The 23,695-nt window shown below is 71.4% G+C and carries 25 protein-coding genes and 2 pseudogenes; 8 read left to right on the forward strand and 19 right to left on the reverse strand.

Annotation, left to right across the window (positions count from 1 at the left end):
* Positions 1–48: 48 nt before the first annotated feature.
* A complete protein-coding gene (locus AC1QRC_RS15360) occupies positions 49–408 on the forward strand; it encodes a VOC family protein (protein WP_484204137.1) in 360 nt (119 codons plus the stop codon).
* 111 nt (positions 409–519) lie between these two features.
* Positions 520–1,107, forward strand: coding sequence for a hypothetical protein (locus AC1QRC_RS15365; RefSeq protein WP_484204138.1), 588 nt, complete (start codon positions 520–522; stop codon positions 1,105–1,107).
* Between the two features lie 7 nt (positions 1,108–1,114).
* Here AC1QRC_RS15365 and AC1QRC_RS15370 read toward each other — a convergent pair whose 3' ends face one another.
* The 3 genes from AC1QRC_RS15370 to AC1QRC_RS15380 all read right to left on the reverse strand — a co-directional run bounded on the left by AC1QRC_RS15370 (position 1,115) and on the right by AC1QRC_RS15380 (position 2,923).
* Positions 1,115–1,543, reverse strand: a complete 429-nt coding sequence (locus AC1QRC_RS15370; RefSeq protein ID WP_484204139.1) for a hypothetical protein — start codon at positions 1,541–1,543, stop codon at positions 1,115–1,117.
* Between the two features lie 107 nt (positions 1,544–1,650).
* Positions 1,651–1,875, reverse strand: a complete 225-nt coding sequence (locus tag AC1QRC_RS15375; protein ID WP_484204140.1) for a hypothetical protein — start codon at positions 1,873–1,875, stop codon at positions 1,651–1,653.
* Between the two features lie 382 nt (positions 1,876–2,257).
* On the reverse strand, positions 2,258–2,923 hold the full coding sequence (locus AC1QRC_RS15380; RefSeq protein WP_484204141.1) for a hypothetical protein: 666 nt from the start codon (positions 2,921–2,923) through the stop codon (positions 2,258–2,260).
* A 266-nt stretch (positions 2,924–3,189) separates the two neighbouring features.
* Between AC1QRC_RS15380 and AC1QRC_RS15385 the strand changes: the two genes are divergently transcribed.
* A complete protein-coding gene (locus AC1QRC_RS15385) occupies positions 3,190–3,891 on the forward strand; it encodes a DUF305 domain-containing protein (protein WP_484204142.1) in 702 nt (233 codons plus the stop codon).
* Positions 3,891–4,343, forward strand: a complete 453-nt coding sequence (locus tag AC1QRC_RS15390) for a nucleoside deaminase (protein ID WP_484206662.1) — start codon at positions 3,891–3,893, stop codon at positions 4,341–4,343. The genes AC1QRC_RS15385 and AC1QRC_RS15390 overlap by 1 nt, the downstream gene beginning before the upstream one ends.
* A 13-nt stretch (positions 4,344–4,356) precedes the next feature.
* Here AC1QRC_RS15390 and AC1QRC_RS15395 read toward each other — a convergent pair whose 3' ends face one another.
* The 7 genes from AC1QRC_RS15395 to AC1QRC_RS15425 form a co-directional block, all read right to left on the reverse strand.
* Entirely contained in the window at positions 4,357–5,310 is a 954-nt protein-coding gene (locus tag AC1QRC_RS15395; RefSeq protein ID WP_484204143.1) for a homoserine kinase, read from the reverse strand.
* Positions 5,307–6,392, reverse strand: a complete 1,086-nt coding sequence (thrC, locus tag AC1QRC_RS15400) for a threonine synthase (RefSeq protein WP_484204144.1) — start codon at positions 6,390–6,392, stop codon at positions 5,307–5,309. Before thrC ends, AC1QRC_RS15395 begins: the two co-directional genes overlap by 4 nt.
* A gap of 97 nt (positions 6,393–6,489) precedes the next feature.
* Complete coding sequence (locus AC1QRC_RS15405) at positions 6,490–7,995, reverse strand: tripartite tricarboxylate transporter permease (protein ID WP_484204145.1); 1,506 nt, start codon at positions 7,993–7,995, stop codon at positions 6,490–6,492.
* Positions 7,996–8,007: 12 nt separating this feature from the next.
* On the reverse strand, positions 8,008–8,610 hold the full coding sequence (locus AC1QRC_RS15410; protein ID WP_484204146.1) for a tripartite tricarboxylate transporter TctB family protein: 603 nt from the start codon (positions 8,608–8,610) through the stop codon (positions 8,008–8,010).
* A 52-nt stretch (positions 8,611–8,662) separates the two neighbouring features.
* Positions 8,663–9,637, reverse strand: a complete 975-nt coding sequence (locus tag AC1QRC_RS15415) for a 4-hydroxythreonine-4-phosphate dehydrogenase PdxA (protein WP_484204147.1) — start codon at positions 9,635–9,637, stop codon at positions 8,663–8,665.
* 44 nt (positions 9,638–9,681) lie between these two features.
* Complete coding sequence (locus tag AC1QRC_RS15420; protein WP_484204148.1) at positions 9,682–10,677, reverse strand: tripartite tricarboxylate transporter substrate binding protein; 996 nt, start codon at positions 10,675–10,677, stop codon at positions 9,682–9,684.
* A gap of 46 nt (positions 10,678–10,723) precedes the next feature.
* Entirely contained in the window at positions 10,724–11,434 is a 711-nt protein-coding gene (locus tag AC1QRC_RS15425; RefSeq protein WP_484204149.1) for a GntR family transcriptional regulator, read from the reverse strand.
* A gap of 154 nt (positions 11,435–11,588) precedes the next feature.
* Between AC1QRC_RS15425 and AC1QRC_RS15430 the strand changes: the two genes are divergently transcribed.
* Together AC1QRC_RS15430 and AC1QRC_RS15435 are read left to right on the forward strand one after the other, a co-directional pair.
* Positions 11,589–12,791: a CaiB/BaiF CoA transferase family protein gene (locus AC1QRC_RS15430; protein WP_484204150.1), complete on the forward strand. Its 1,203-nt coding sequence runs from the start codon at positions 11,589–11,591 to the stop codon at positions 12,789–12,791.
* A gap of 30 nt (positions 12,792–12,821) precedes the next feature.
* The gene (locus tag AC1QRC_RS15435) at positions 12,822–13,580 is read left to right on the forward strand and encodes an enoyl-CoA hydratase (RefSeq protein WP_484204151.1); all 759 of its coding nucleotides are present in this window, start codon (positions 12,822–12,824) and stop codon (positions 13,578–13,580) included.
* A gap of 91 nt (positions 13,581–13,671) precedes the next feature.
* On the opposite strand, the gene AC1QRC_RS15440 is transcribed toward AC1QRC_RS15435, so the two are convergent.
* The 9 genes and pseudogenes from AC1QRC_RS15440 to AC1QRC_RS15480 all read right to left on the reverse strand — a co-directional run.
* Positions 13,672–14,613, reverse strand: a complete 942-nt coding sequence (locus AC1QRC_RS15440) for a sugar phosphate isomerase/epimerase family protein (RefSeq protein ID WP_484204152.1) — start codon at positions 14,611–14,613, stop codon at positions 13,672–13,674.
* Positions 14,613–15,359 carry a GntR family transcriptional regulator gene (locus tag AC1QRC_RS15445; protein WP_484204153.1) on the reverse strand — a complete coding sequence of 249 codons (747 nt, stop codon included), beginning with the start codon at positions 15,357–15,359 and terminating at the stop codon, positions 14,613–14,615. The genes AC1QRC_RS15440 and AC1QRC_RS15445 overlap by 1 nt, the downstream gene beginning before the upstream one ends.
* Positions 15,352–16,170 (reverse strand): triose-phosphate isomerase family protein, encoded by an 819-nt coding sequence (locus tag AC1QRC_RS15450; protein WP_484204154.1) that lies wholly within the window; start codon positions 16,168–16,170, stop codon positions 15,352–15,354. Before AC1QRC_RS15450 ends, AC1QRC_RS15445 begins: the two co-directional genes overlap by 8 nt.
* Positions 16,167–16,643: a ribose-5-phosphate isomerase gene (locus tag AC1QRC_RS15455; protein WP_484204155.1), complete on the reverse strand. Its 477-nt coding sequence runs from the start codon at positions 16,641–16,643 to the stop codon at positions 16,167–16,169. Before AC1QRC_RS15455 ends, AC1QRC_RS15450 begins: the two co-directional genes overlap by 4 nt.
* Positions 16,640–18,418 carry a dihydroxyacetone kinase family protein gene (locus AC1QRC_RS15460; protein WP_484204156.1) on the reverse strand — a complete coding sequence of 593 codons (1,779 nt, stop codon included), beginning with the start codon at positions 18,416–18,418 and terminating at the stop codon, positions 16,640–16,642. The genes AC1QRC_RS15455 and AC1QRC_RS15460 overlap by 4 nt, the downstream gene beginning before the upstream one ends.
* Positions 18,415–19,386 (reverse strand): amidohydrolase family protein, encoded by a 972-nt coding sequence (locus AC1QRC_RS15465; protein WP_484204157.1) that lies wholly within the window; start codon positions 19,384–19,386, stop codon positions 18,415–18,417. The genes AC1QRC_RS15460 and AC1QRC_RS15465 overlap by 4 nt, the downstream gene beginning before the upstream one ends.
* A pseudogene (locus tag AC1QRC_RS15470) lies at positions 19,379–20,179 on the reverse strand (tripartite tricarboxylate transporter permease); the annotation flags it as partial. The gene AC1QRC_RS15465 and the pseudogene AC1QRC_RS15470, both read right to left, overlap by 8 nt.
* 114 nt (positions 20,180–20,293) lie before the next feature.
* Positions 20,294–20,842, reverse strand: a complete 549-nt coding sequence (locus AC1QRC_RS15475) for a hypothetical protein (RefSeq protein ID WP_484204158.1) — start codon at positions 20,840–20,842, stop codon at positions 20,294–20,296.
* Between the two features lie 22 nt (positions 20,843–20,864).
* A pseudogene (locus AC1QRC_RS15480) lies at positions 20,865–21,560 on the reverse strand (homoserine dehydrogenase); the annotation flags it as partial.
* A 248-nt stretch (positions 21,561–21,808) separates the two neighbouring features.
* On the opposite strand from AC1QRC_RS15480, the gene otnK reads away from it, so the two are divergent.
* Together otnK and AC1QRC_RS15490 are read left to right on the forward strand one after the other, a co-directional pair.
* Complete coding sequence (gene otnK, locus AC1QRC_RS15485; RefSeq protein WP_484204159.1) at positions 21,809–23,044, forward strand: 3-oxo-tetronate kinase; 1,236 nt, start codon at positions 21,809–21,811, stop codon at positions 23,042–23,044.
* Positions 23,044–23,691: a class II aldolase/adducin family protein gene (locus tag AC1QRC_RS15490; protein ID WP_484204160.1), complete on the forward strand. Its 648-nt coding sequence runs from the start codon at positions 23,044–23,046 to the stop codon at positions 23,689–23,691. The genes otnK and AC1QRC_RS15490 overlap by 1 nt, the downstream gene beginning before the upstream one ends.
* Positions 23,692–23,695 lie beyond the last annotated feature (4 nt).

A 23,695-nucleotide genomic window follows, 5' to 3' on the forward strand; every position in this document is an offset into this window, starting at 1 on the left:
GCACCGCCCCGCTGGTATCTTGACGTCAAGACACCACGAGGAGGCACCATGCGCCTGCACCACGTCCAGGTCTCGATCCCGGCCGGCGGGGAGGACGCCGCGCGGGCCTTCTATGGCACGGTCCTCGGCCTGACGGAGGTCCCGAAGCCGGAGCGGCTCGCGGCCCGCGGCGGCGTCTGGTTCCGCCAGGAGGGACTGGAGCTGCACCTCGGCGTCGAGGAGCCCTTCTCCGCTGCCGGCAAAGCGCACCCGGCCTTCGCGGTCGCGGACCTGGACGCGCTGGCCTCGGCCGTGGCGGCGGCCGGGCACCCGGTCACCTGGGACGACAACATCCCCGGGGTGCGTCGCTTCCACACCCGCGACGGGCACGGCAACCGGGTGGAGCTGCAGCAAGAAGACATGGCCTGACCTGCGATGTCCCCGAAACGAGGACAATCTCCCGCCGACCTCCCCGCCGCCGGCTACCCGTGGGCCGGACCGGTCCGCAGCGGGGTGATCGGGCCCCGTGGGCTGGAGCCGGTGCCGCTGCCCCCGGACCTGGACCAGGCGGGGCGGACCCCGGTCGTCGCCGTCGGCTCCAACGCCTCACCCGAGGTCCTGGGACGCAAGCTCGCAGACCACCTGGCACGCGGCATACCGATCGCCCCGGCCGTGGTCGAGGAGCTCGTCGTCGGGCACTCGGCCCACGTGAGCGCCCGCGGCTACATCGCGGCGGCCCCGGCCCGGTGCGCCCGGACGAGCACCCCGGTCGCCGTGTGCTGGTTCGACGGCGCGCAGCTGGCCGCGCTGGACGCGACCGAGCCCAACTACCGGCGGATCCCTCTGCCCGACGGTATGCCGTGCCGCCTGCCCGAGGGCGAGGTTCCGGGGAGCCCGAGGGCACCAGTGGCGGGGGCGCAGCTGTACGACTCGGTGCACGGCGTGCTCGGCGCCGACGGGGAGGTGCTGCCGCTGCTGGACCAGGCCGGGGTGCTGGCCTGGCTTGCCGAGCGGCTGCCCGCGCCAGGCCTGCCGACCGACCACGCCGCGCTCGCCGATCCCGACGTCCGGGATCGGGTCCGTGCCGCCGTGGCCCAGCACGGGCTGAGCCTGCCATCCGGCCTATGAGCGCCGCTCACAGGAAGGTGGCGCGCAACTCCTCGATCGCCTGGGTGACCCCAGGGTCAGCGTCGCCCGCCTTGCGCAGCGCGTTGTCCAACTGGGCGATGACGGCCCTGTTGTTCGCCGGGCCGCCGGCCAGGCGCTCGGCCTGGTCCAGGTGCTGGCGGACCTGCATCAACGGACGACCCTCGAGGGTCCCGGCCCGCTCGGCCTGGTCGACGAACGACCCGGCCACGGCGAAGCTGGGCTCCCACTGGTAGCTGCGCATCGCCATCGCGTTGTGCTCGGTGAGCACGACCTCCTTGGCGGCGGCGATCTCGTTCTCGCTGAGCTGGTCGGTCGGGGTCAGCTCGAACACGTCGACGCCGCGGGCGATCTCCGAGCCGTAGACCTTGCCGTTGTACCAGTAGGCCGACCAGTAGCCACCGAGCACCGTGGTCACGGGGTCGATCGGCCCGCTGGTCGAAGAAGGCGATCTCGGTCGGGTCCGCCGGGTCGGTCATGTCGAACACCGACACGCCGCCCTGGTACCAGGCCTGCACGACGATGTCACGACCGGGCACCGGGAGCAGGTTGCCCTGGTGGGCGACGCAGTTCTCGGCGTTGGTCTGCGGGGCGGGCATCTTGAAGTAGCTCCTGGAACACCAGCTGCGGTGTCGGGCCGCTGCGGTCGATGGTGAAGACCGCGTTGGCGCCCCAGGCCAGGCGGTGGTGCGGGGCGCAGCGCGCGCCGGTGCCGCCGCCCCACTCGTCGGTGAACATCACCGTGCTCACCGTCGTTGTTGAAGTTCGCCGAGTGCCAGTAGGCGAAGTTCTCGTCGGCGACCGCGTCGAGCCGGACCGGGTCCGCGGGGTCGGAGATGTCGATGAGTATGCCGTTGCCCTGGCAGGCGCCGGCCGCGAGACCGATCTCGGGGTAGGCGGTGATGTCGTGGCAGGTGTTGGTGTTCGGGCTGCGGCGAGTAGTTGGTGCCCGCCGGGGCGCACTCGTTGGTGTCGGCGCACGGGTGCGTGGGCCGGGTCGGGCCGTTCTGCAGGCCGTTGACCGCACCGGTCTCCTCGTCCTGCGAACAGGCGTGCCTCGTTGACCACCTCGGCCGCGGCCGGGTTGTCCAGCGGCACCTTGATGACCTCGATCATCCACTGCGAGGGGTTCTCACCCTCGGGGTCGGTCTGCCCGCAGCGGCCGTCGACGAAGCCCTCGGGGGTGTGCACCGCCTCGTCGGGGTGTCGCTGGCTGGAGGTGCCGCTGTTGTAGATGTAGACCGTCGACGGGGTCGTTGGCGTCCTCCACCAGCCGGTGGGTGTGCGAGCCGCGGCAGGTCTGGATGGCCGCGACCTGGACCGGGTTGTCCATGTCGGAGATGTCCCAGATCCGCACGCCGCGGAACCGGTCCGGGTTGGGCACGTTCGCGGGCCCGGCACCCTCGGTGCCGCAGTCGAGCCGGCCGCTGGTCTCCTCCACCGAGTGGAAGAGCAGGTTGCCGTAGATGTTGGTGTCGCCCTGACCGCCCGGGCACAGCACGGAGGTGCGCAGCGACGGGCTCGTCGGGTCGCTGATGTCGAAGAGCTGGAAGCCGCGCCAGTTGCCCTGGACGTAGTGGTCACCGGTGAACGTCGCGTCGGAGTTGGCGAAGGCGAACGAGCCGAGGTTGCCCGGGTCGAAGAAGGGGGTGTCCGACTTCTTGTGGTGCGCCACCCACTCCATGCCGGACGCCGCGGTCTCGGCGTCCTCGTACCCGGCCTCGAGCCCGGCCCTGGGGTCCTCGGGATCCGGGTACTGGCCCTGGGCGGTGGCCAGGGCGGGGAGCAACCCCAGCACCAGGCCGACGGCTGCCGTGACCGCCAGGGAACGCCGGGTCCGGCGCCTCCCGCCTCGGGAACGTGAACGAGCGAGATGCACCATCGGGGCCTCCTGATCGAGGGCCGCCGGTGACTCCGCCGACCCCGCCGAATACGACCGTCCGCGGGCGCCCGGATGAAATCCTCACCGCCCGTGGCATTCTCTTGCACACTAGAATCGTCGGCAGAGGCGGACAAGGTGATCCGCGCATTCTTGAAGATGCCGTTACCGAAAGGGATGAATCGGTGAACCGCACGGCCCCGCTCGGACCGTTGCTGGTCCTCTCCCTCGCCCTCGCCGGGTGCTCCGGCGGGGCGGAGACGTCGCCGGACCCCACCGCCTCGACCTCGACCCGGCTGATCCAGGGCGCCGCCCCCGGCGAGGCGAACCAGACGCTGACCGCGATGCCCGAGATGACCGCCATCGAGGCCACGGACGCCGACGTGGAGTTCGTGCAGATGATGATGGTGCACCACGCCCAGGCGCTGGAGATGACCGCGCTGGTCCCGGACCGGACCTCCCGGGACGACGTGCCACTGTTTGCCGAGCGGATCGAGGTGACCCAGGCCGACGAGATCGCGCAGATGGAGCGGTGGTTGGCGGTCCATGCCGAGGACGCGGATGACGACAACGGGGCCGGCCACGGCGGGCACGGGGACCACGGCTCCGGGCACGAGGAGCACGCGATGCCGGGGTTGCTGACCGACGAGGAGATGGCGCAACTGGAGGCCGCCGACGGCGCCGAGTTCGACCGGTTGTTCCTGGAGTTCATGCACTACCACCACGACGGGGCGCTGCAGATGGTGGAGCAGCTGCACGACGACGGCGGCGGCCAGGAGCCCGAGCTGTGGCAGCTGGTCTCCCACATCGACTCCGACCAGCGCATCGAGATGGACCGGATCGAGTCGATGCTCGCCGACCTCGGCGCCTCGCCCACCGGGGACTGATCGCGGTGTCACGCTGGACCGAGGAGGGCTTCGCCGCCGCCCGGGCCCAGGCCGAGGCGTCGCTGGCCGAGGGCGGCGTGCCGATCGGTGCGGCGCTCGAGATCGCGGGCCGACTGGTCGGGACCGGGCACAACGAGCGGGTGCAGCACGGCGACCCCATCGCCCACGGCGAGATCGCCTGCCTGCGCAACGCCGGGCGGCAGGCCTCATACCGCGACGCGGTCCTCTACACGACGCTGGCGCCGTGCGCGATGTGCTCGGGGGCGATCATCCAGTTCGGGATCCCACTGGTCGTCGTGGGCGAGGACCGCACCTTCCCCGGCGAGTTCGACCTGCTGCGCGGGCGCGGCGTCGAGGTGGTGCTGCTGGACGACCCGCAGTGCGTGGCGCTGATGGAGCGGTTCCAGCGCGAGTTCCCGGCCGTGTGGGCCGAGGACATCGGGCAGGGGTAGCTGCCGCCCCGGCTCAGATCACCCGCACCCCGTCGGCAGCCACACCGGGGCTGAGCAGCCGCCACTCCTTGCCCCACGACTTCACCTCGGCGCGGACCGTGTCGGCCACGGCGCGGCGGGTCAGCACCAGCACGGTGGGCCCGGCGCCGGAGATGACCGCCGCGTGGCCCTGGGCCCGCAGCAGGTCGACCGCGGCCATCGAGGTCGGGTACGCCTCCCGGCGGTACTCCTGGTGCAGCCAGTCCACCGTCGCGTCCAGCAGCAGGGTGGGGTCGCTGGTCAGGGCGTGCACGAGCAGCGCCGACCGGCTGGCCTGCCGGACCGCGTCGCCGTGCGGCACCTGCGGGGGCAGCACGGCGCGGGCGGTGCGGGTGGCCAGCTTGCCCCCGACCGGGACGATGACCAGCGGGGCGATGTCCTCGTGCACCTGCAGCCGGGCGGTCCGCACCGTCTGCGGGGTCGGCATCCACGACACCGTCAGCCCGCCGTAGACGCTGGCCGAGGAGTTGTCGGGGTGTCCCTCCAGCAGCCCGGCGTGGATGTTGATGAGGTTCAGGTCCTCCGGGGTGAGCTCGCCCTGGCGGGCCAGCGCGAAGCCCAGCGCCAGGCCCCCCACCCCGGCCGCGGCGGACGAGCCGAGCCCGGCCGACATCGGGATCTGGCAGCCGTAGGTCAGGTGCAGGCCCAGACCGTGCCCGCCGAGCTCCTCCAGCCAGCCGTGGCCACTGGCCTCCAGCGCGATCCGCAGCGCCCGGGCCAGCAACGAGTTCTCGTCGCGGGGCAGGCGCTGGGCACCCTCGCCCTGCAGGTCGACCTCCAGCCCCGGGGTCTCGGTGACGCGCACGGCATACGTGTCGCGCAGGTCCAGGCCCAACCCGACCGAGTCGAAGCCGGGGCCCAGGTTGGCGGTGCTCGCCGGGACGGTGACGGTGACCGCGTCCCCGGCGGCGAACGGGGCGCCGCTCACTCCGTCAGGCCCAGCGCCCGGGCGGCGGTGACCGCGTCGATGGGCACCCGCGTGGGCTCGACGTCGGAGCCGTCGGCGTTCTTCAGCGCCCACTGCGGGTCCTTCAGTCCGTGCCCGGTGACGGTGCACACGATGGTGGCCCCGTCGGGCACCTGCCCGGCATCCGAGGCCTTGAGTAGCCCGGCGACCGAGGCGGCGGAGGCCGGCTCGACGAAGACACCCTCCCGGGAGGAGAGCAGCCGGTGCGCGGCGAGGATCTCCTCGTCGGTGACGCTGTCGATCACGCCTCCGGACTCATCGCGGGCGGCCTCCGCGAACTCCCAGCTCGCCGGGTTGCCGATCCGGATCGCGGTGGCGACGGTCTCCGGCTCGTCCACCGGGTGGCCCAGCACTATGGGGGCCGCGCCGGCGGCCTGGAACCCCCACATCCGCGGCCGCCGCGTCGCCGGCCCGGGCTGCTCGGCGTCGGTCGTGTACTGGCCGTAGCCGCGCCAGTAGGCGGTGATGTTGCCCGCGTTGCCGACCGGCAGGCAGTGGATGTCCGGGGCGTCGCCGAGCGCGTCGACGACCTCGAAGGCCGCGGTCTTCTGCCCCTCGATCCGGGCGGGGTTCACCGAGTTCACCAGCTCGACCGGGTAGGCCTCGGACAGCTTGCGCGCCAGCGTCAGGCAGTCGTCGAAGTTGCCGTCGACCTGCAGCAGGGTCGCCCCGTGTGCGATCGCCTGCGAGAGCTTGCCCATCGCGATCTTGCCGTCCGGGACCAGCACGCCACACGTCATACCGGCCTTGGTGGCATAGGCGGCCGCCGACGCGCTCGTGTTGCCGGTCGACGCGCAGATCACCGCCTTGGCCCCCGCCGCCGCGGCCGCGGAGATCGCCGTGGTCATCCCCCGGTCCTTGAACGATCCCGTCGGGTTGAGCCCCTCGTACTTCAGGTGCACCTGGGCCCCGACCAGCTCCGAGAGGTGCTCGGCCGGGATTAGCGGCGTGCCGCCCTCGCGGAGCGTGACGACCTGCTCCCGGGTGTTCGCCGGGAGGCGGTCGGCGTACTCGGCGATCACGCCGCGCCACTGGTGAGCCATGGGAGGGACCTTTCCGTATGCCGTGGAGCCGGGCGGGTGCAGCCGTGGCCGCCCGCCCGTGAGACTACAAGGCGCCGGTGGGGCTCCTGCGGTCGGTTCAGGCGTCGACCTTGGCCTTGCCCTTGCCCTTGCGGAAGCGCCGGATCAGCGAGCTGATCAGCGGGGCGGACAGCGCCAGGATGGCGGCGACCATGAGCACTCCGGACAGCGGCCGCTCGAACACGATCAGCATGTTGCCCGCACCCATCGCCGAGGTCTGCACGAGGGCCCGCTCCAGCAACGGCCCCAGCACCAGGCCGAGGACGAGCGGCGCGGCCGGGAAGTTGAACTGCTTCATGAAGAAGCCCAGCAGTCCGGCCACGAACACGACCCAGATCGTGAACGTGTTGTTGCCCAGCGCGAACGCGCCGACCACGCTGATGAACAGCACCATCGGGTAGAGGTAGCTGTAGGGGATCCGCAGGATCTGGGCGAAGACCGGCGCCAGCGGCAGGTTCAGCGCCAACAGGATCAGGTTGCCGATGAAGAAGGACACCAGCAGGCCCCAGACCAGGTCGGGCTGCTGCTCGAACAGCAACGGGCCGGGCTGCAGCCCGAACATCACGAAGGCACCCAGCAGGATGGCCGTCGTGCCGCTGCCGGGGATACCCAGCGCCAGGGTCGGGATGAAGCTCGCGTTCGCCGCGGCGTTGTTGCTCGCCTCGGGCCCCGCGACACCTTCCGGTGCTCCGCTGCCGATCTCGTCCTTGTACTTGCTGACCTGCTTCTCCACGCCGTAGGACATGAACGTGGCCAGGGTCGCACCCGCTCCGGGGAGCACGCCGACGACGAAGCCCAGACCGGTGCCGCGCAGCGCGGGCGCCGTCGACCGTCGCAACTCGGTCTTGGTCACCAGGAGGTCCCGGAACCCGGCGCGGATCGGGGACTCGCCACCGCGGCGGATCTGGTGCAGCACCTCGCCGACGGCGAAGATGCCGATCATCACGGCGACGAACTCCAGGCCACCGAGCAGGTTGATGCTGCCGAAGGTGAACCGGGCGGTCGAGAAGCCGGCCGCCACACCCACCATCGAGATCAACAGTCCGACGGCGGCCATCATGATGCCGCGCAACACGTTCTCCCCGGCGAAGGAGACGATGGTCGCCAGGCCGAGCAGGATGATCGCCAGGTTCTCCGGCGGTCCGAAGTTCAGCGCCCAGTCGGCGATCGGCTGGGCGAGCGCGATCAGCCCGATGAGGGAGAGGATGGCGGCCACGAACGAGGAGATTGCCGAGATCGCCAGGGCCGCCCCGGCTCTGCCCTTGCGGGCCATCTGATAGCCGTCGAGGGTCAGCACCACACTCGATGAGTCACCGGGTGTGGAGATCAGGATGGAGCTGGTGGAGGCACCGTACTGGCTGCCGTAGTAGATACCCGCGAGCATGATGAGCGCGGCGATCGGGTCGAGGGTCAGCGTCACCGGGAGCAGGATGGCCACACCGGTGGCCGAGCCCAGCCCGGGCAGCACCCCGATGACCGTGCCGAGGACCACGCCGAGCAGGCAGAACAGCAGGTTCTCGGGCGTGATCGCCGTCTCGAAGCCGAGTTGCAGATTGTCCAGCATCGTCGCGCCCCCTTAGATGATTCCGAGCATGCCCGTGGGCAGCGGCACCCGCAGCCCCTGGACGAAGATGAGGTAGAGGAACGCCAGCGCCCCGGCCGTGGCCAGCAGCGAGGGCAACCAGGACTTGCGCTCCACGTAGACCAGCAGCGTGAAGGTCATCGCCGCCAGGGACAGCAGCAGGCCCAGCACCGGGATGAGCAGCAGCGCGATCAGCATGATCGCGAAGATCTTCACGATGGCGGTGCGCTGCTGGCTGCGGGTGCGCCCGAAGGTGTCCAACTCCTCTCCCTCGGGTGCGTCCTCGGGGGCGTGGGCCTCGGCGATCGCGTGCTTGGCCTCGTCCTCGACGTGCTCCACCGCCTCCATGAACGATCCCTCGATCGGGGAGGAGGTGGCGAAGAACATCCGGCCGAGTTCCAGGACCGTCGCGACGACGATGAAGGCTCCCGTCAGCACGGGCAGGAACCCGGGCCCGACCTGGCCGTTGTCCTGGGTGAAGCCGTAGTTGAGCCCCATCACGGTCGCCACGGCACCGACGACACCAAGGATCAGGGTGCCGATGACGTCGGAGGTGGCCGGGCGTGGCCGGGCGTGGGTCTGGTCTGTCTGTGACATGTCGATTCACCTCATGGATGACAGCGGATGTGCAGGGTGGGCAGGGCCGTGCTCAGGCACGAGCCGACTCACGTCGGGTGAGGTTCTGGGTCGCCAGGCTCACCGCGATGTCGAAGGCGTGCTGGGTCGGGCCGAGGTTGGCCACGCCCTTGCCGACGATCTCGTGCGCGGTGCCGTGGGCGGGGGTCGCCACCGGGACGGGCAGCCCGCCCATCACGGTGACCCCGCGGTCGAATCCCATCATCTTCATCGCGATCTGGCCCTGGTCGTGATACATCGTGACAACGCCGTCGAACTCGCCGTCCCGCGCCCGGATGAAGATCGTGTCGCACGGGAACGGACCCCGCACGTCGATCCCCTCGGTCTGGGTCAGCGCCACGGCCGGGCTGATGTGCTCGATCTCCTCGCGGCCGAACCTGCCGTGCTCGCCGTTGTGCGGATTCAGCGCACACACCCCGAGCCGGGGGTTGGCGATGCCGGAGCCCACGACGACCCGGTGCAGCAGCCGGATCATCTCGGCGACGCTGTGCGCCGTGATGCCGGCGGCCACGTCCTTCAGCCCGATGTGCGAGGTGACCCGCGCGGTGGTGAGACCGGGGATGAAGTTGAGCTCGGACGTCACGCCCTCGAAGCCGATCCGCTTGGCTGCCCAGCGGAGTTCGTCCTCCTCGTGCATGCCCGCCAGGTGGAGGGCCGACTTGTTGAGCGGGGTGAACATCACGCCGTCGACCCGGCCCTCGGCATACAGGTCCAGCGCGTCACCGAGGTCCCCGAGCGCGCGCTGGCCGCCGGCGAGGCTGACCTCCCCGCGCGGGACCGTCCCGGCGTGTCGGCTGCCGATGGCAGCCACCGCCCCGTCGCCCGGCTCCGGGGCGACGGGGACCTCGACGCCGGCCTCGGCGACGACCGCAGCGAGCTCGGCAGGGTCGGCCAGCACACTGATGTCGGCGGCGTCCCTGTTGGCCGGGTCGGCCAGCAGTCGGGCGACGAGCTCCGGGCCGATCCCCGAGGGGTCCCCGAAGGTCATCGCCAGCCGGGGGCGGGTGGTGACGCTGCACGTCCGCCGTCATCTCACTGCTCCGAGAGGATGGGCTCGAGACGCTCGTGGTCCTCCGCGAGGACGGCGGTGAAGTCGTCGCCGTAGGCCGCGTTCGGCTGGAGCATGTTGTCCTCGATGTAGGTGTCGTAGGCCTCGCTCTCGGCGAACTCCTGGCCGACCCCGATCCAGTAGTCCCGCTCCTCGTCGGTGATGCCACCGGGAGCCAGCACGCCGCGGAACTGGGCGACCGCGATGCCGGGGATGCCCTGCTCCTCGGCGGTCTCCAGGTCCGCCAGGAGGTCGTACTCGTAGCGCTCCTCGGCGGCGGCGCAGAGCGGACGCACGTCACCGGACTCGATCTGGCCGGCCACCTCACCCGGGTTGGTCGAGATCGCCTCGACCTGGCCGCCCAGGAGGGCGGTGAGCAGCTCGGCACCGGACTCGAAGGGCACCCGGTCGAAGGTCGCGCCGGTCTCGTCCTCCATCAGGGTGAAGACCAGGTTGTCCAGACCCGTCGCACCGGAGATGGCGACGACGGTGCGCTCCGACTGGGCCTTCTCGACCAGATCCGTGCAGGTCTGCAGCTCGGAGTCGTCGTCGACCACGATGAGGGTGTAGTCCTGCCCCAGCATCATGATCGGCGTGAAGTCCTCGTAGCTGAACTCGACGTCCTGGGTGATCGGCAGCGCGATGAGCGCGGTCTCGGTGGCCAGCAGCACCTGGGGGTTGCCGTTCTCCCCGAGGAAGTTGGAGTAGCCGACGGCACCCGAGCCACCCTCGATGTTGGAGACCGAGATGGTCGCCCCGGAGGCCTCCTCGAAGCCGGCCGCGGTGGCGCGACCGGCGAGGTCACTGCCACCCCCGGCGGCGAAGGGCACGATCATCTGGACGGTGCCGCGGGGCTCGAAGCCGCCACCGTCACCATCGCCACCACCGGCGTTCTCGTTGCCGCAGGCGGTGAGCACCAGCGCCGAGCCGGCGAGTGCGGCGAGGGTGGCCCGGCTCGTGGACTTGGGGTGGAACTGCATTGCTATCTCCTTTGATAGTCGGTGGAGTGGTGTGTCCTGGCGAGACCTACTCGCCCGTGACGTCCTTCTTCAGGGATTCCAGCCAGCGCTGGGACTCAGGGGTGGCGCCCTCGAGGCGATTGACGACCTCGAGGAGGAAGGTCTGGTGGCCGTGCTGCTCCATCTCGGTGAACACCTCGTCGCGGGTGCCGGTCTCGATGACGTGGAGCAGACGACGGTGCCGCTCGACGTTGCCCTCGAGGTCCTCGAGGGTGCGCCGGGCCTTGTTGTTCATCGCCATGCACAGCTGGAGCTGCATCGCCATCGCGCGGTAGGTGTCCTCCATCCGCCGGTGCCCGGCGAGGCCGACCACGGCGATGTGGAACTCAAAGCCCGCGAGCGCCATGGCCCCCTCGTCGTCCGTCGGGACGATGGCCTCCATGTCCAGGATCCGGGCGCGGCACCGGGCCAGCCGCTCCGGCTGCAGGTCGCGGCCGGCGAGGTCGATCGCCATCCGCTCCAGGTTGCCGCGGAGCGTGACGATCTCGTAGACGTCGTGCTGGGTCAGCGGCGTGACCCGGACGCCGCGCCGGGGCAGGCGCTCCACGAGGCCGGCCACCTCCAGGCTCTTGAGGGCCTCGCGAACGGGGGGACGGGAAACCCCCAGCTCGTCGCAGAGCCGCTCCTCGACCAGACGCTCCCCCGGGAGGTAGTCACCGGACAGGATGGCGCGCTCCAACTGCGCCCGGGCCAGGTCAGCCAGGGACGGCGGAGCCACGATGGCTGCTCCCACGCCCGTTCGTCGCACAGACTTCCTCGTCTCTGGTGGCCAATATCCTGTTTCGTATACAGTGTGCCGAGAAGAGTAACCCACGTCACACAGGGGCGCAACGGGCAACACCCCGCCGGCCCCGGAAACGTAGGAGCACACAGTGGACGACAACGCAGCCGCACCACTCGCCGGGATCACGGTGCTTGAGGTGGGTGTCTTCATGGCCGGGCCCTTCGCCACGATGCAGCTGGCCGACCTCGGCGCCCGGGTCCTGAAGATCGAGAACCCCGGGTCCGGCGACCAGACCCGCGCCACCGGGCCGCACATCGAGGGCGAGAGCTCCCCCTTCCTGCGCCTGAACCGCAACAAGGAGTCCATCGCGCTGGACCTGAAGTCCGCGGCGGGCAAGGCGGCCTTCCTCCGGCTCGCGGAGACGGCCGACGTGCTCGTGGAGAACCTCCGTCCGGGCGCCCTGAAGCGGCTCGGCCTGGGCTATGAGGATCTCGTGGCCAGCAACCCCCGGCTGATCTATGCCTCCGCCTCCGGATGGGGCCAGGACGGGCCGCTGAGCGAGCTGGCCGGGCTCGACATCATGGCGCAGGCCCGCAGCGGGCTGATGAGCATCACCGGCCACCCCGGGATGCCACCGGCCAAGGTCGGCGTGCCGATCTGCGACCTCACCGCCGGTCTCTACACGGCGCTGTCCATTACCTCGGCCCTGCACGAGCGCAGCCGCTCGGGGCGTGGCCAATACATCGACGTCTCGCTGCTGGAGAGCGGGGTGTCGTATGCCGTATGGGAGGCCGGGGCCTACTTCGTCGACGGCAGCGTGGGTGGGCCCAACGGGTCGGCCCACCAGAACCAGGCGCCCTACCAGGCGGTGCTGTCCCGGGACGGGTACGTCACCATCGGGGCCAACACCCCGCGGAACTGGCAGGCGTTCTGCGCCGCCCTGGGCCTGGAGCACCTGCTGGAGGACCCCCGCTACTCGGGGTCCTGGGAGCGCGTGCAGAACCGGGACACCCTCATCGCCACGATCGAGGAGAAGACCCAGCAGTTGAGCACCGAGGAGATCGTCGAGCTGCTCAACGGCGCAGGCGTCCCTTGCGCGCCGATCAGCGACTACGGGCAGGTCTTCACCGATGACCACCTGAACGCGCGGAACTTCTTCTGGGAGAGCGAGCACCCGACGGCGGGCACCATCGAGCAGATCGGCTCCCCCATGCGCTTCTCCCGCACGCAGACGGTCCGCGGGAGTGCCGGCCCGTCGCTGGGCGCCGACACCCGCCGGGTGCTGGCCGAGGCGGGCCTGACCGAGGACGAGCTGGACGAGGTGGCGCCCGCGACCGACGCCGGCGCCTGACCACCCCCACCCGACACAGAGGAGCATGAGATGGACGAACTACTGGTCGACCAGGCAGGCCCCGTCCTGCACGTGACCTTCAACCGGCCGGCCCAGCGCAACGCGATGACCTGGGGGATGTACGAGGGACTGGTGGAGGCCTGCGAGCGGGCCGACGCCGACGACTCGGTCCGGGTGATGGTGCTGCGCGGCGCCGGCGGCAGTGCCTTCGTGGCCGGGACGGACATCGCCCAGTTCAGCACCTTCGACGGTCCGCGCGGCGTCGAGTACGAGCAGCAGATCACCGCCGTGCTGACCCGGCTCGCGGCCGTCGACGTCCCGGTCGTCGCGGCGATCGAGGGCTTCTGCATCGGTGGCGGACTCGGGCTGGCGTGTGCCGCCGACATCCGCCTGTGCACCCCCGAAGCCACGTTCGGGGTGCCGATCGCCCGCACCCTGGGCAACTGCCTGTCGCTGGACACGATCGACGTGCTGTCACAGCTGCTGGGCCGCTCCCGCGTCGTGGACCTCCTGCTCACCGCTCGCTTCATGGAGGCGCAGGAGGCGCACGCCAGCGGCTTCGTGACCACCGTTGCCGACGACCTCGACGCGGCGCTGGAGAAGCTGACCACCAAGCTGGCCGGCCACGCCCCGCTGACCATGTGGGCCACCAAGGAGGTCGTCCGGCGACTGGCCTCCGGCACCAGGGACGACCACGACATCGTGGACCGGGTCTATGGCAGCGAGGACTTCGCGGGCGCCGTGCAGGCCTTCGCCGAGAAGCGCAAGCCGGAGTGGGCCGGGCGCTGACGACCACTAGTGCCCGGTCTGGCCGACTCGTGCCCGCCGTCAGAGCGGCTACCAGTCAGACACACCGGGTACGAGTGCGTCAGCAGCGCTGCTAGCGGCTGGCCGCCGGGCCGTAGACGTCGAGCAAGCCCTGGACGTAGTCGCGGTTGGTCGCGCACACCCCGAGGCTGTCGCCGCCGTACTGCTCCATGAGTAGCGGGCCCTGGTAGCCCGCACGCAGCGCCGTCCGCAGGACGGACCGGTAGTTGATGATGCCCAGCTCCAGGGTGGTGGGCGCCGTGGTGACCATGCCGTCGGGGCCCTCGTCACGGGTGTAGTTCTTCAGGTGCCAATAGGTGGTGTGCGGCAGCATCAGGGCGTACTCCTGCGCCCAGTCCACCATCGGCCGGTGCAGCCGCACCAGGTTGCCGACGTCCGGGTTGAGCCCGACGCTGGGCACGTCGATGTCGGCCAGCAGCCGCAGCGAGGACTCCGCGCTGCCCAGGTAGGTGTCCTCATACATCTCCAGGGCCGTGGTCAGACCGAGGGACCCGGCGTGCTCCCCCAGCTCCCGCAGCCGGCGCACGGCTGCCGCCCACACGTCCGGGTCATCCGGGTCGCTCCCACCCGGCTCGAGCCAGAACCAGAGCGCCTCCCGCTGCGCCGGGGTGAACGGCTGGTGCAGGCCGGTCGAGAAGATGCCGATCCCCATCTCGGCCGCAGCGTCGATGGACCGGTGCGCGTAGGCGAGGTTCTCCTCCTCGCGGCCGGGCTCGACCACGCTGCGCCGGGCGACGTGCAGCGCGACAATCGTCAGCCCCCGGGTTGCGGCGGCAGCGGCGATCTCGCGGCGCAGGCCGGGGTCGAGGTCACCGGGCCGCAGGTGGCTGTCGGCCAGCTCCAGGGCACCGAACCCGAGGGCCCGCACCTCGGCGAAGATGTCGTCCCACGCCTCGACCCCCGCCTCCTGGAGCGGCGTGCCGTCCTCCGTCGTGGTGGCGATCCCGTGCATGCAGACGGCGATCGGCCCCGGAGGGATCGTGTTCTCGGGCATCAGGACTCCTTGGTGGCTGAAGTGGTGGCGGCCGCGACCGAGCGGGCGGACACCTGCTGGATGTGCCGTCGCATGGCCTCGCTCGTCTCCTCACCGTCCCCCGTGCGGGCGGCGTCCCGGATGGCCTGGTGTTCACGGATCGCCTCGTGGACATCGGTGTCCGCGGTGAGGACTGCCTGTCGCAGGCGGTGCGTCAGGGCGCCGAGGGAGGTCGACATCATCTCCAGGTAGCGGTTCCCGGCGAACTCGAAGAAGACCGCGTGGAACTCATAGTCGCGGGTGAAGTACTCGTGCGCCGCGGTGACATCCGGGCCGCTCTCGGTGATCGTCTCCAGCAGGCGCTGCGCCGCCGCCTCGTGCGCGTCATGCGCGGAGTCGAGCCGGGCTACCAGGTCACTCAGGGTCCCGGACCGACGCATCGCCATGGTGGTGGCGGTCGTCTCGAGCATCACGCGGGCCTCGAATAGCTCCGCGAGCTGCTCCGCCTCCAGCGGTGGCGCGACGCGGTAGCCCCGCAGCGCCTCCCGCGTGACCAGGCCGGTGCGCTCCAGCTGGACGAGCGCCTCCCGCACCGGAGTCGGGGAGACGGCCAGGTCCCGTGCCAGGGTGTCGATGGACAGCCGTCCACCGGCCTCGACCTCGCCCCGGAGCAGGAGGTCCAGGATCCGGTCGTAGACCTCGTCCCGGAGGCCGCGCCGCGCGATGGGCACGCGACGTCCTCGGCTGCTCCCCGTGCCCTCACTCATCAGCATCCCCTCCGGTCGCGGCCAGCACCGCCTCGTCCAACACATCATGCACCGCAGCGGGGTCGTGGGCCCTCCGGCCGAGGAACAACCCGTCGACGTCCGGGGCAACCCGGGACAGCAGCCCCGGTCCGGCGCTGCCGCCGTAGACCACCCGGCCAATGGTGACCACGTCCGCCAGGTCCTGTCCCCCGGTGGACCCTGGCTGGCGCAGCACCTCCCGCAGGCCCCGGCAGACGGTGCGGATGTGCTCATCGGAGGCCGGGGACTCCGCGCCGATGGCCCACACCGGCTCGTAGGCCAGGACCACCTCCCCGGAGAGTCCTTCGGCGCCGGCGCGACCCAGTGCGGCGAGAGTCTGCATACGGCAGTATGCCGCGGCCTCCTCGGGCGATCCCGCATCCTGCTCCCCCACGCAGATCAGCGGCGTGAGTCCGTGCCGCAGCGCCTGGGCGACCTTGTCCGCCACCGTCTCGTCCGTCTCCCCGTGGTCCCGGCGTCGCTCCGCGTGCCCGACCGCGACCATCGTGCAGCCGACCTCGGCGAGCTCCGCCGCGGTCACCTCGCCCGTGTGGGCGCCCGGGTCGTGGGCCGAGACGTCCTGGGCCCCGACGACCAGCGGCCCCTCACCGGCGGCGGCGAGCACGGCGGGCACGGCGAGGTGGGTGGGCAGCACGAAGGGGCGGACCAGGCCCCTGGTCACCGCCGGGTGGGACCGACAGATCGCCGCCACGTCAGCGGCCCAGGTGACGGCCCGCTGTTGGGGGAAGTAGGTCTTGAGGCTGGCCCCGATGAGGAAGCGAGGACCGGTCATCTGGCCTCGTAGGCCACGATCTCTGCCACCTTGTCCTGCGAGGCGCTCGCAGGGTCGAACTGGTAACCCAACCACTCGCGCGCCAGCCGCCGCGCCAGCTCCAGGCCGACCACGCGCTGGCCCATGCACAGGACCTGGCAGTCGTTGGACAGGATGGATCGCTCCACGCTGTAGGAGTCGTGGGCGGTGACGGCGCGGATGCCGGAGACCTTGTTGGCCGCGATCGCCACGCCCAGGCCGGTGCCACAGATCAGGATGGCGCGATCGGCCTCGCCGGCGATGATCTTCTCGGCAGCGGCGATGGCCACGCTGGGGTAGTAGGCCCCGCCCGGGGCATCGACCCCGACGTCGATGACCTCACCGACGCGGTCGTCCGCGCCCAGGTCCTCCCGAAGTGCGTTCTTGTAGGTCAGTCCGGCGTCATCGGACCCGACGACCACTCGCAACAGGTCGGTGCTGGCGTTCTCCGTCATGACTGGTGCTCCTGTTCCGTTGACGGTGGGGACCCGGCCGGGCCGGTCAACCGGTCGAGCACCGCCCGGGCGACCATGCCCAGTGACACGGCACCCGGATCGGGCGTCCCCAGACTCTTGTCCCCGTGGCTGCGGGACCTCCCCTTGCGGGCCGTGAGGTCAGCGGTGCCGGCGGCCGCGTCCTCCGCCGCCCCGGTGGCCGCCGTGGCCGCCGCCACGAGGTCCTGGCCGTTGTCGACCTCGCGCTGCAGCGTGTCGGCGAGCGGCACGAGGGCATCGACCAGGGTCTTGTCGCCGGGCTCGGCCTTGCCGAAGGCGCGCACGCCCTCGCTGGCACGGGTGACGGCCTCACCCACGCGGGCGGCGTCGGGGGCGCTGTCGTCGCCGAGGGTCTCCCCGATGGTGCGGAGGATGACCCCCCAGATGGCGCCGGACGTGCCACCGCCGGCGTCGGCCCAGGCATCGCCGGCGCGCACCAGGACGGTGCCGGCTCCGGCTCCCTGCTCGGCCGCCTGTCCGCCCGCCTGCGCCGCTGCGCGACTGCCGCGCTGCATCCCCAGTCCGTGGTCGCCGTCGCCCGCGACCTGGTCGAGCTCGCCGAGCCGGGCGGCCGCCGCGTCGAGCGTGGCGGCCACCGCCGTCAGCGCGCCGGCGACTGCCGGCACGACGGCCAGCGACCCCTTGCCCGCGGGTGGGACCTCAGGCTCCTCCTGGGGGGCAGCGGTCGCGGCAGCACCGTCCCGCGGCGCCGGTGCGGCGCCCTGGGCGCTGACCTGACCACGCCGGTATGCCGGGGTGTCGGTCGGTGCCTGCCACAGCCGCTCCAGCTCGTCGTCCAGCCAGAGCAGGGTCAGGGAGCAGCCGGCCATGTCGAAGCTGGTGCAGAACTCCCCCACGTCCGGGTCCACCACGGTGAGGCCGGCCGCCTCCAACCTGGTGTGCACGGAGCGGTAGACGACGAAGAGCTCCTCGTACTTCACAGTCCCGAGGCCGTTGAGGATCGGGACGACCCTGCCCCCCTCGATCGACGCGCCGTCGGGCACCTCGCCGAGCAGCTGCTCGACGAACAGCTCGGCCAGCCCGTCGGCCGTCGGCATGTCCGTCTCCTCCAGGCCCGGCTCACCGTGGATCCCCAGGCCGACCGCCATCCGCCCCTCGGCGACCTCGAAGAGGGGCGCGTCGGCGCCCGGGAAGGTGCAGCCGGAGAAGGCGACCCCCATGCTGCGGGTGCGGTCGTTGGCGAGCGTGGCCAGCCGCTCCACCTCATCGAGCGAGGCACCCTCCTCGGCGGCAGCGCCCGCGACCTTGAACACGACGAGGTCGCCGGCGATGCCCCGCCGCTCGTGGCGGGACTCCGGCGGGGCGCTGAAGATGTCGTCGGTCACCGTCACGGTCCGCACGTCGACGCCGTCGGCCCGGAGCCGCTCCTGCGCCTGGTCGAAGTTGAGCACGTCGCCCGCGTAGTTGCCGTAGGAGAACAGGACGCCCCGGCCCTGGTCGGCGGCCTGCGCCACGGCATACGCCTGTTGGGCGGACGGGGAGGCGAACAGGTTGCCCATCACGGCACCGTGGGCCAACCCCGGGCCGACGAGCCCCGCGAACGCCGGGTAGTGGCCCGAGCCACCGCCGATCACCAGGGCCACGGTCGGCTCCTGTGACGCGGTCGACCGCACCACCCCGCCGGGCACCTGGCGCACCCACCGGCCCGCCGCCGCGGCGAAACCCTCCACCATCTCCGCCGCGAAGGCGTCTGGCTCGTTGAACAGTCGTGTCACTGGCTCACTCCGTCACTGCTCTGGGTCGAAGGACCATGCCCTTCGGATCCTATAGGAAATTTCGGGTCGAGTCGGTAGGTCCTGGTCGCCGTCCCGGCGAACGCCTGGAACTGCTCGGTGGCGCTCCACTCCTGCGAGATCTCCAGGAATCCGCCCATGATCTCCCCATACGTCCCGCACAGCGAGTCGACCGGGAAGTTGGAGGCGAACATGATCCGGTCGGCCCCGAAGGCATCGCCCAGGGTCTCGACGATGCGCCGGTTCCGGGCGACCGTCCAGTCGAGCCCCGGCTGCCCAATGCCGGAGACCTTCATCAGCACGTTTGGGTGTTGGGCCACCTGTCGCACGCTGTCCTCCCAGCCCCGCATCATCTCCTCGCTCCGGTCCGCCGGCAGACCGCCGTGATTCACGATGATCACGTGATCGGGGTAGGTCCGCGCAAGGTCACAGGCCTCGGACAGGTGCCACCAGGCGACCTGCAGGTCGAAGTGCAGCCCGAGGCGGGAGAGCAGCGCGTAGCCCCGCCGCCACTGGTCGTCCATCAGCAGCGTCGGCGAGCTGGCGGCCGCCGCGGGCGAGGCGGCCTGGCCGGGCTTGTTGCGGATCGACCGGACCAGGGGTCTGGCCGCCAGTTGCTCCAGGGTGCCCTCGACACCCGGATCACGGAGCACGGCGTGCGCGACGGCCGCGTTCGGCAGGCCATACCGCTCGACAAGGCCCTCGACATACGCCATCTCGCCGACCGGGTCGTCCATCTCCCACTCGGTCTCCATGTAGACCGTTCCCACCACGTTCAGGCCCGCGGCGTCGTGGAGCAGGTCGGGCGGCAGGTAGCGGCGTTTGATCTCCTCGTAGGACCCGTACCGGAAGTCGATGCGCGCCCCGGGGCGCAGCCACGGCTGTCGACCGAGCTCGGGCTCCCAGAAGTGCTGGTGCGCATCGATAATCGGGCCGGCGTACCTAGTCACGGGCGCTCCCGACCTGGTCCGACGGCGTGAGCTTGCGCTCCTTGGCCAGCTTCCGGGAGCGCAGCACCGACACCACGATCGAGAGCACGGACAACAGTCCCAGGGTGAGCGTCACGGGCTCGAGCAGCCAGGTGTAGCTTCCTTCGGCCAGGATCGTGGCCCGCCGGAATCCGGTCTCCGCGATCGGCCCGACCAGCAGCCCGATCACCAAGGGTGTCGTGGGGACCCCGTTGCGGTCGAAGGCATAGCCCAGCAGGCCAGCCCCGACCATGACGACCACGTCGAACAGGGAGTTGCGGATCGAGTAGGCCCCGATGACACAGATGGTGATGATCCCGGGCCAGAGCAGTCCGGCGGGAATGCGCAGCACCTGGCTCCAGACGCGGATGCCGAGCAGTCCGACGACGAGCAGGAGGACCGCCACCAGGATGAATCCCCACAGGATCCCGTAGACGAGCTCCACCTCGCCCTCGAACAGCGAGGGCCCGGGCCGCAGGCCGTGCACCGTGAGGGCGCCGATCATGATGGCGGCCACGGAGTTGCCCGGGATCCCCAGTGTCAGGGTGGGCGCCAGCGTCCCCGGCACCGCCGCGTTGTGCGCGGTCTCGGCGGCGCACAGCCCGACGGGGTTGCCCTTGCCGAAGGAGGCCCGGTCCTTGGCCCAGCGTCGCGACTCGTTGTAGGACACGAACGAGGCGACCTCGCCGCCGGTGCCGGGCAGCACGCCGATGGCGTAGCCGATGCCGGTGCCGCTGGCCCACGTGGGCAGCAACCGCCGCCAGGTCCCCTTGGGGAGCCGGAAGCTACCGGCACCCTGCTTGGTGCCTCCCGTGGTAGCGGAACCTGCGCTCCACGGTGAGTGTGCGACGGATAAGTAGTAGGTGAGCGAGTCCGCCTCGTCAGCCGGTCACTGGCGCAGGCCCTCGGCGAAGAGGTCGTATGCGGTCTGGTCGACTCCCGCGACGTCGTCGGGGGTGAGCAGGGTGCCAGCGGGCACGTCGCGGGCCAGGCGCGTCCGGTCCAGCAGGTAGAACGGGAGGATGCCCGGGGCGGTCGGCACGATGGCCGTGGTCACGCCCTCGATCTCGTGATAGTGCCCGGCCACCTGGAGCTCCGTGCCGGCCGGCAGGTCCTGGACCGCCCGGCCGGCCAACAACACGGTCGGCCGCGGGGCAGGGGTCCGGACACGGTCCATGGCAGCGTGCACGGTCAGCGGCGTCTCGACTCCCATGTAGTGGTACGGCCAGTAGATGCAGGCATACCGCCCGTCCTTGCTGATCACGTGCCCCTTCTGGCGCATCAACTCCCAGGTGACGGGGTCGCCGGTGCGGACGACGGCGAAGACGCCGCCGGCGAAGCTGGCCTCGCCGGGCAGCCGCAGCGAGGTGCAGACCTCGACGACGCCCTCGGCGCCGAGCAGTCCGCCGTGCTCGCGCAGGGCGTAGACGTCGGCCAAGCTCGTCGATCCGCACGACTGGGTAGTGCAGGGCCTCGGTGTCCGCCTGCAGGCCGGTGCGCTGGGCCACCACCGTCATCTCGCACGAGTCGGCTGCGGCGGCGCGCTTGAGCGCGGCCACCTGCTCTGCCCGTGCGGCGATGGAGGCTGCGACGTCGTCCCCGAGGGTCAGCAGGTCCGCGAACCCGGGTGCCTCGATGGTCTCCTCGGCCTGGGTGATCGTCCCGGCCTCGGGGTCGAAGAACAGCTCGTACTCCCCCGCCTTGCCCACGGCCACGATGTCCAGGCCGACGGCGCTGACCCAGGCCAGCAGTCTGAGCAGGTTGGCCGGCTGGTCGCCGTCGCCCGGCAGGTAGCTGACCCCGGCGGCGGCGGCGCGGGCGAACAGCCCCGGCCCCGCGACCGTGTCCACCTCCTTGCTGACCATGACCACGTGCGCGCCGTGGTCGATCGTTGCGGCGGCGTAGGCACATCCTGGCCCCACCTTCCCGGACGCCTCGACCAGGACGTCGAACTCGCCCCAGGGGACCGCACCCTGGTCCCGGACCAGCGCGGTCCGGCCGTCCGCCACGACCTCGGTGGCCTGCGCTGCGGTGTCTGCGACCTCCAGCCGGTCTGCGCCGAAGCCGAGGTCGGCCAGCATCGCCCGCACGCCATCGACGTCGGGGTCCACCAGGACGGAGGGGAGGATCTCGGGGGTGGCCGAGAGCTGGGCCATGAGGGTGCGGCCGTACTGGCCGTTCGCCCCGGTCAGGGCGAGCCGGATCGGAGCCCGGTCCCGGTCGGGGGTGGGAAGCAGGACCAAGATTTCCCTCACTTCGTCGTGGCGTCGGCCCGTCGGGCGTTGCGTCTGGATGCGCTCGTCATCTTTCCTATAGGATCTACTCCTGTCAAGACTTGTCACGGATATTCACACCGGGCACACTGCAGGCACGGAAGCCAACGACGACGACCGAGGAGACGGCAGTGCTGGGAGCGATCGCGGACGACTTCACGGGAGCGACGGACCTCGCCACCATGCTGCGCAGGTCGGGGCACCGGGTCGCCGTCGTCGTGGGGGACGCAGACCTGGATGCCCACCACCTCGACACCCGCGACCTCGATGCCATCGTCGTGGCCCTGAAGTCGCGCACCGCCCCCATCGAGGCAGCGGTGGGCCAAACCCGAGGGGCCGTCGATCGGTTGCGCGGCCTCGGTGCGGACCGGTTCTACGTGAAGTACTGCTCCACCTTCGACTCGACCCCACGCGGCAACATCGGCCCCACGCTGGACACGGTCCGCGAGGCGGTCGGCGCCCCCCGGTGCGTGGTGGTGCCGGCACTGCCCGCCAACGGCCGCACCGTCTACCAGGGCCACCTGTTCGTGGGCGCCGAGCTGCTGGAGCACTCCCCCATGCGGCACCATCCGTTGACCCCGATGACCGCCTCCCGGATCGCCGATCTCCTGCAGCCGCAGACACCCGAGTCCGTCGGTGAGGTCCTGCACGCCCAGGTGCGGGAGGGGGTCGACGCGTTGCGGGCCGCCCTCGATGCGGCGGACGGGACCTACGTCGTGGTCGACGCGATCGACGACAGCGACCTGCAGACCATCGGTGCGGCGACGGCGGACGACGTCCTGGTCTCCGGCGGGTCCGGACTCGCGCTGGGGTTCAGCGGCCCGGGTGGGGTAGACGCGGCCTGGTCGGCGCCGGCGCCGGGGCGGCGCGTGGTGCTGTGCGGTAGCGTCTCCGCCCGCAGCCTGGACCAGATCGCGCACGCCGCGCAGACGCAGCCGGTGCTCACCCTCGACGTCGCTGCGGCGGCGCAGGACCCTTCGGCCGCCGCCGCCCAGGTCGTGGCCTGGGTGCAGGCCCAGGATGAGGCAGCCGCACCCGTCGTGTGCGCCGCGCGCAGCCGCGACGAGGTGCTGGACCCGACAGCAGTCGGATTCGATCCGGCCGAGGTCGTCGAGACCGTGCTGTCCCTCACCGCGCGTCTCCTGGTGCAGGAGGGCACGAGCGCAGCCCTCGTGGTGGCCGGTGGGGAGACCAGCGGCGCGGTCGTCGGGGCGCTGGGTGCCACGACCCTGCTCATCGGCCCGGAGATCGCGCCCGGCGTGTGCTGGTCGCTCGCCGAGTCGTCCGGCCGACCGGTGGCGCTGGCGCTCAAGAGCGGCAACTTCGGCGCCGAGGACCTGTTCACGACGGCGTGGGGAGCCCTCTGATGACCCTGCTGGCCGACCTGATCCGGACCGGGCGCGAGGTGGTGGAGGCCGGGCTGAGCCCCGGATCCTCCGGCAACGTCTCGGTGCGGGACGGCGACCGGGTGCTGCTCTCGGGGACCGGCACCCAGCTCGGCAGGTTGACCGAGGCCGACATCGCCGTGGTGTCCCTCGACGGTGAGCACCTCGAGGGGGCGAAACCGTCCAAGGAGACGCCGCTGCACCTCGGCCTCTACCGTCGGGATGCCCGGTTCCGCGCGGTGATCCACCTGCACTCTCCCTGGGCCGCCGCCTTCTCCTGCACGGCTCCCTGGGCCGAGCACAGCGCGATCCCGCCGCTGACGCCCTACTTCGTGATGCGGGTGGGGCAGACCCCGCTGCTGCCCTACCGCCGGCCGGGGGACCCCGCCCTCGGGCAGGATATCGAGGCGGCACCGGGCCCGTTCCGCGCGGCGCTCCTGGCCAACCACGGCCCGGTCGTGGCGGGGGCGGACCTGGCCGAGGCGATGGAGCGGTACGTCGAGGTCGAGGAGGCCTGTCGCATCGCCCTGCTCACGGCGACCGCCGACCGCCGGATGCTGTCTGACGAGCAGGTCGCCGACCTGACTGCGACCTGGGACAGCCCCTGGACCCCGGACCGCGCGCGATAGGCAG

Source organism: Ornithinicoccus sp., assembly GCF_057176825.1.

Bases quoted from the DNA above. Each gene is read 5' to 3' on its own strand.
- AC1QRC_RS15445 (WP_484204153.1), bottom strand. From the start codon at position 15,359: ATGAGTGAGGGCACGGGGAGCAGCCGAGGACGTCGCGTGCCCATCGCG.
- AC1QRC_RS15405 (WP_484204145.1), bottom strand. From the start codon at position 7,995: ATGCTGGACAATCTGCAACTCGGCTTCGAGACGGCGATCACGCCCGAG.
- AC1QRC_RS15450 (WP_484204154.1), bottom strand. From the start codon at position 16,170: ATGACCGGTCCTCGCTTCCTCATCGGGGCCAGCCTCAAGACCTACTTC.
- AC1QRC_RS15420 (WP_484204148.1), bottom strand. From the start codon at position 10,677: ATGCAGTTCCACCCCAAGTCCACGAGCCGGGCCACCCTCGCCGCACTC.
- AC1QRC_RS15440 (WP_484204152.1), bottom strand. From the start codon at position 14,613: ATGCCCGAGAACACGATCCCTCCGGGGCCGATCGCCGTCTGCATGCAC.
- AC1QRC_RS15455 (WP_484204155.1), bottom strand. From the start codon at position 16,643: ATGACGGAGAACGCCAGCACCGACCTGTTGCGAGTGGTCGTCGGGTCC.
- AC1QRC_RS15410 (WP_484204146.1), bottom strand. From the start codon at position 8,610: ATGTCACAGACAGACCAGACCCACGCCCGGCCACGCCCGGCCACCTCC.
- AC1QRC_RS15415 (WP_484204147.1), bottom strand. From the start codon at position 9,637: ATGACCTTCGGGGACCCCTCGGGGATCGGCCCGGAGCTCGTCGCCCGA.
- AC1QRC_RS15435 (WP_484204151.1), top strand. From the start codon at position 12,822: ATGGACGAACTACTGGTCGACCAGGCAGGCCCCGTCCTGCACGTGACC.
- AC1QRC_RS15360 (WP_484204137.1), top strand. From the start codon at position 49: ATGCGCCTGCACCACGTCCAGGTCTCGATCCCGGCCGGCGGGGAGGAC.
- thrC (WP_484204144.1), bottom strand. From the start codon at position 6,392: ATGGCTCACCAGTGGCGCGGCGTGATCGCCGAGTACGCCGACCGCCTC.
- AC1QRC_RS15490 (WP_484204160.1), top strand. From the start codon at position 23,044: ATGACCCTGCTGGCCGACCTGATCCGGACCGGGCGCGAGGTGGTGGAG.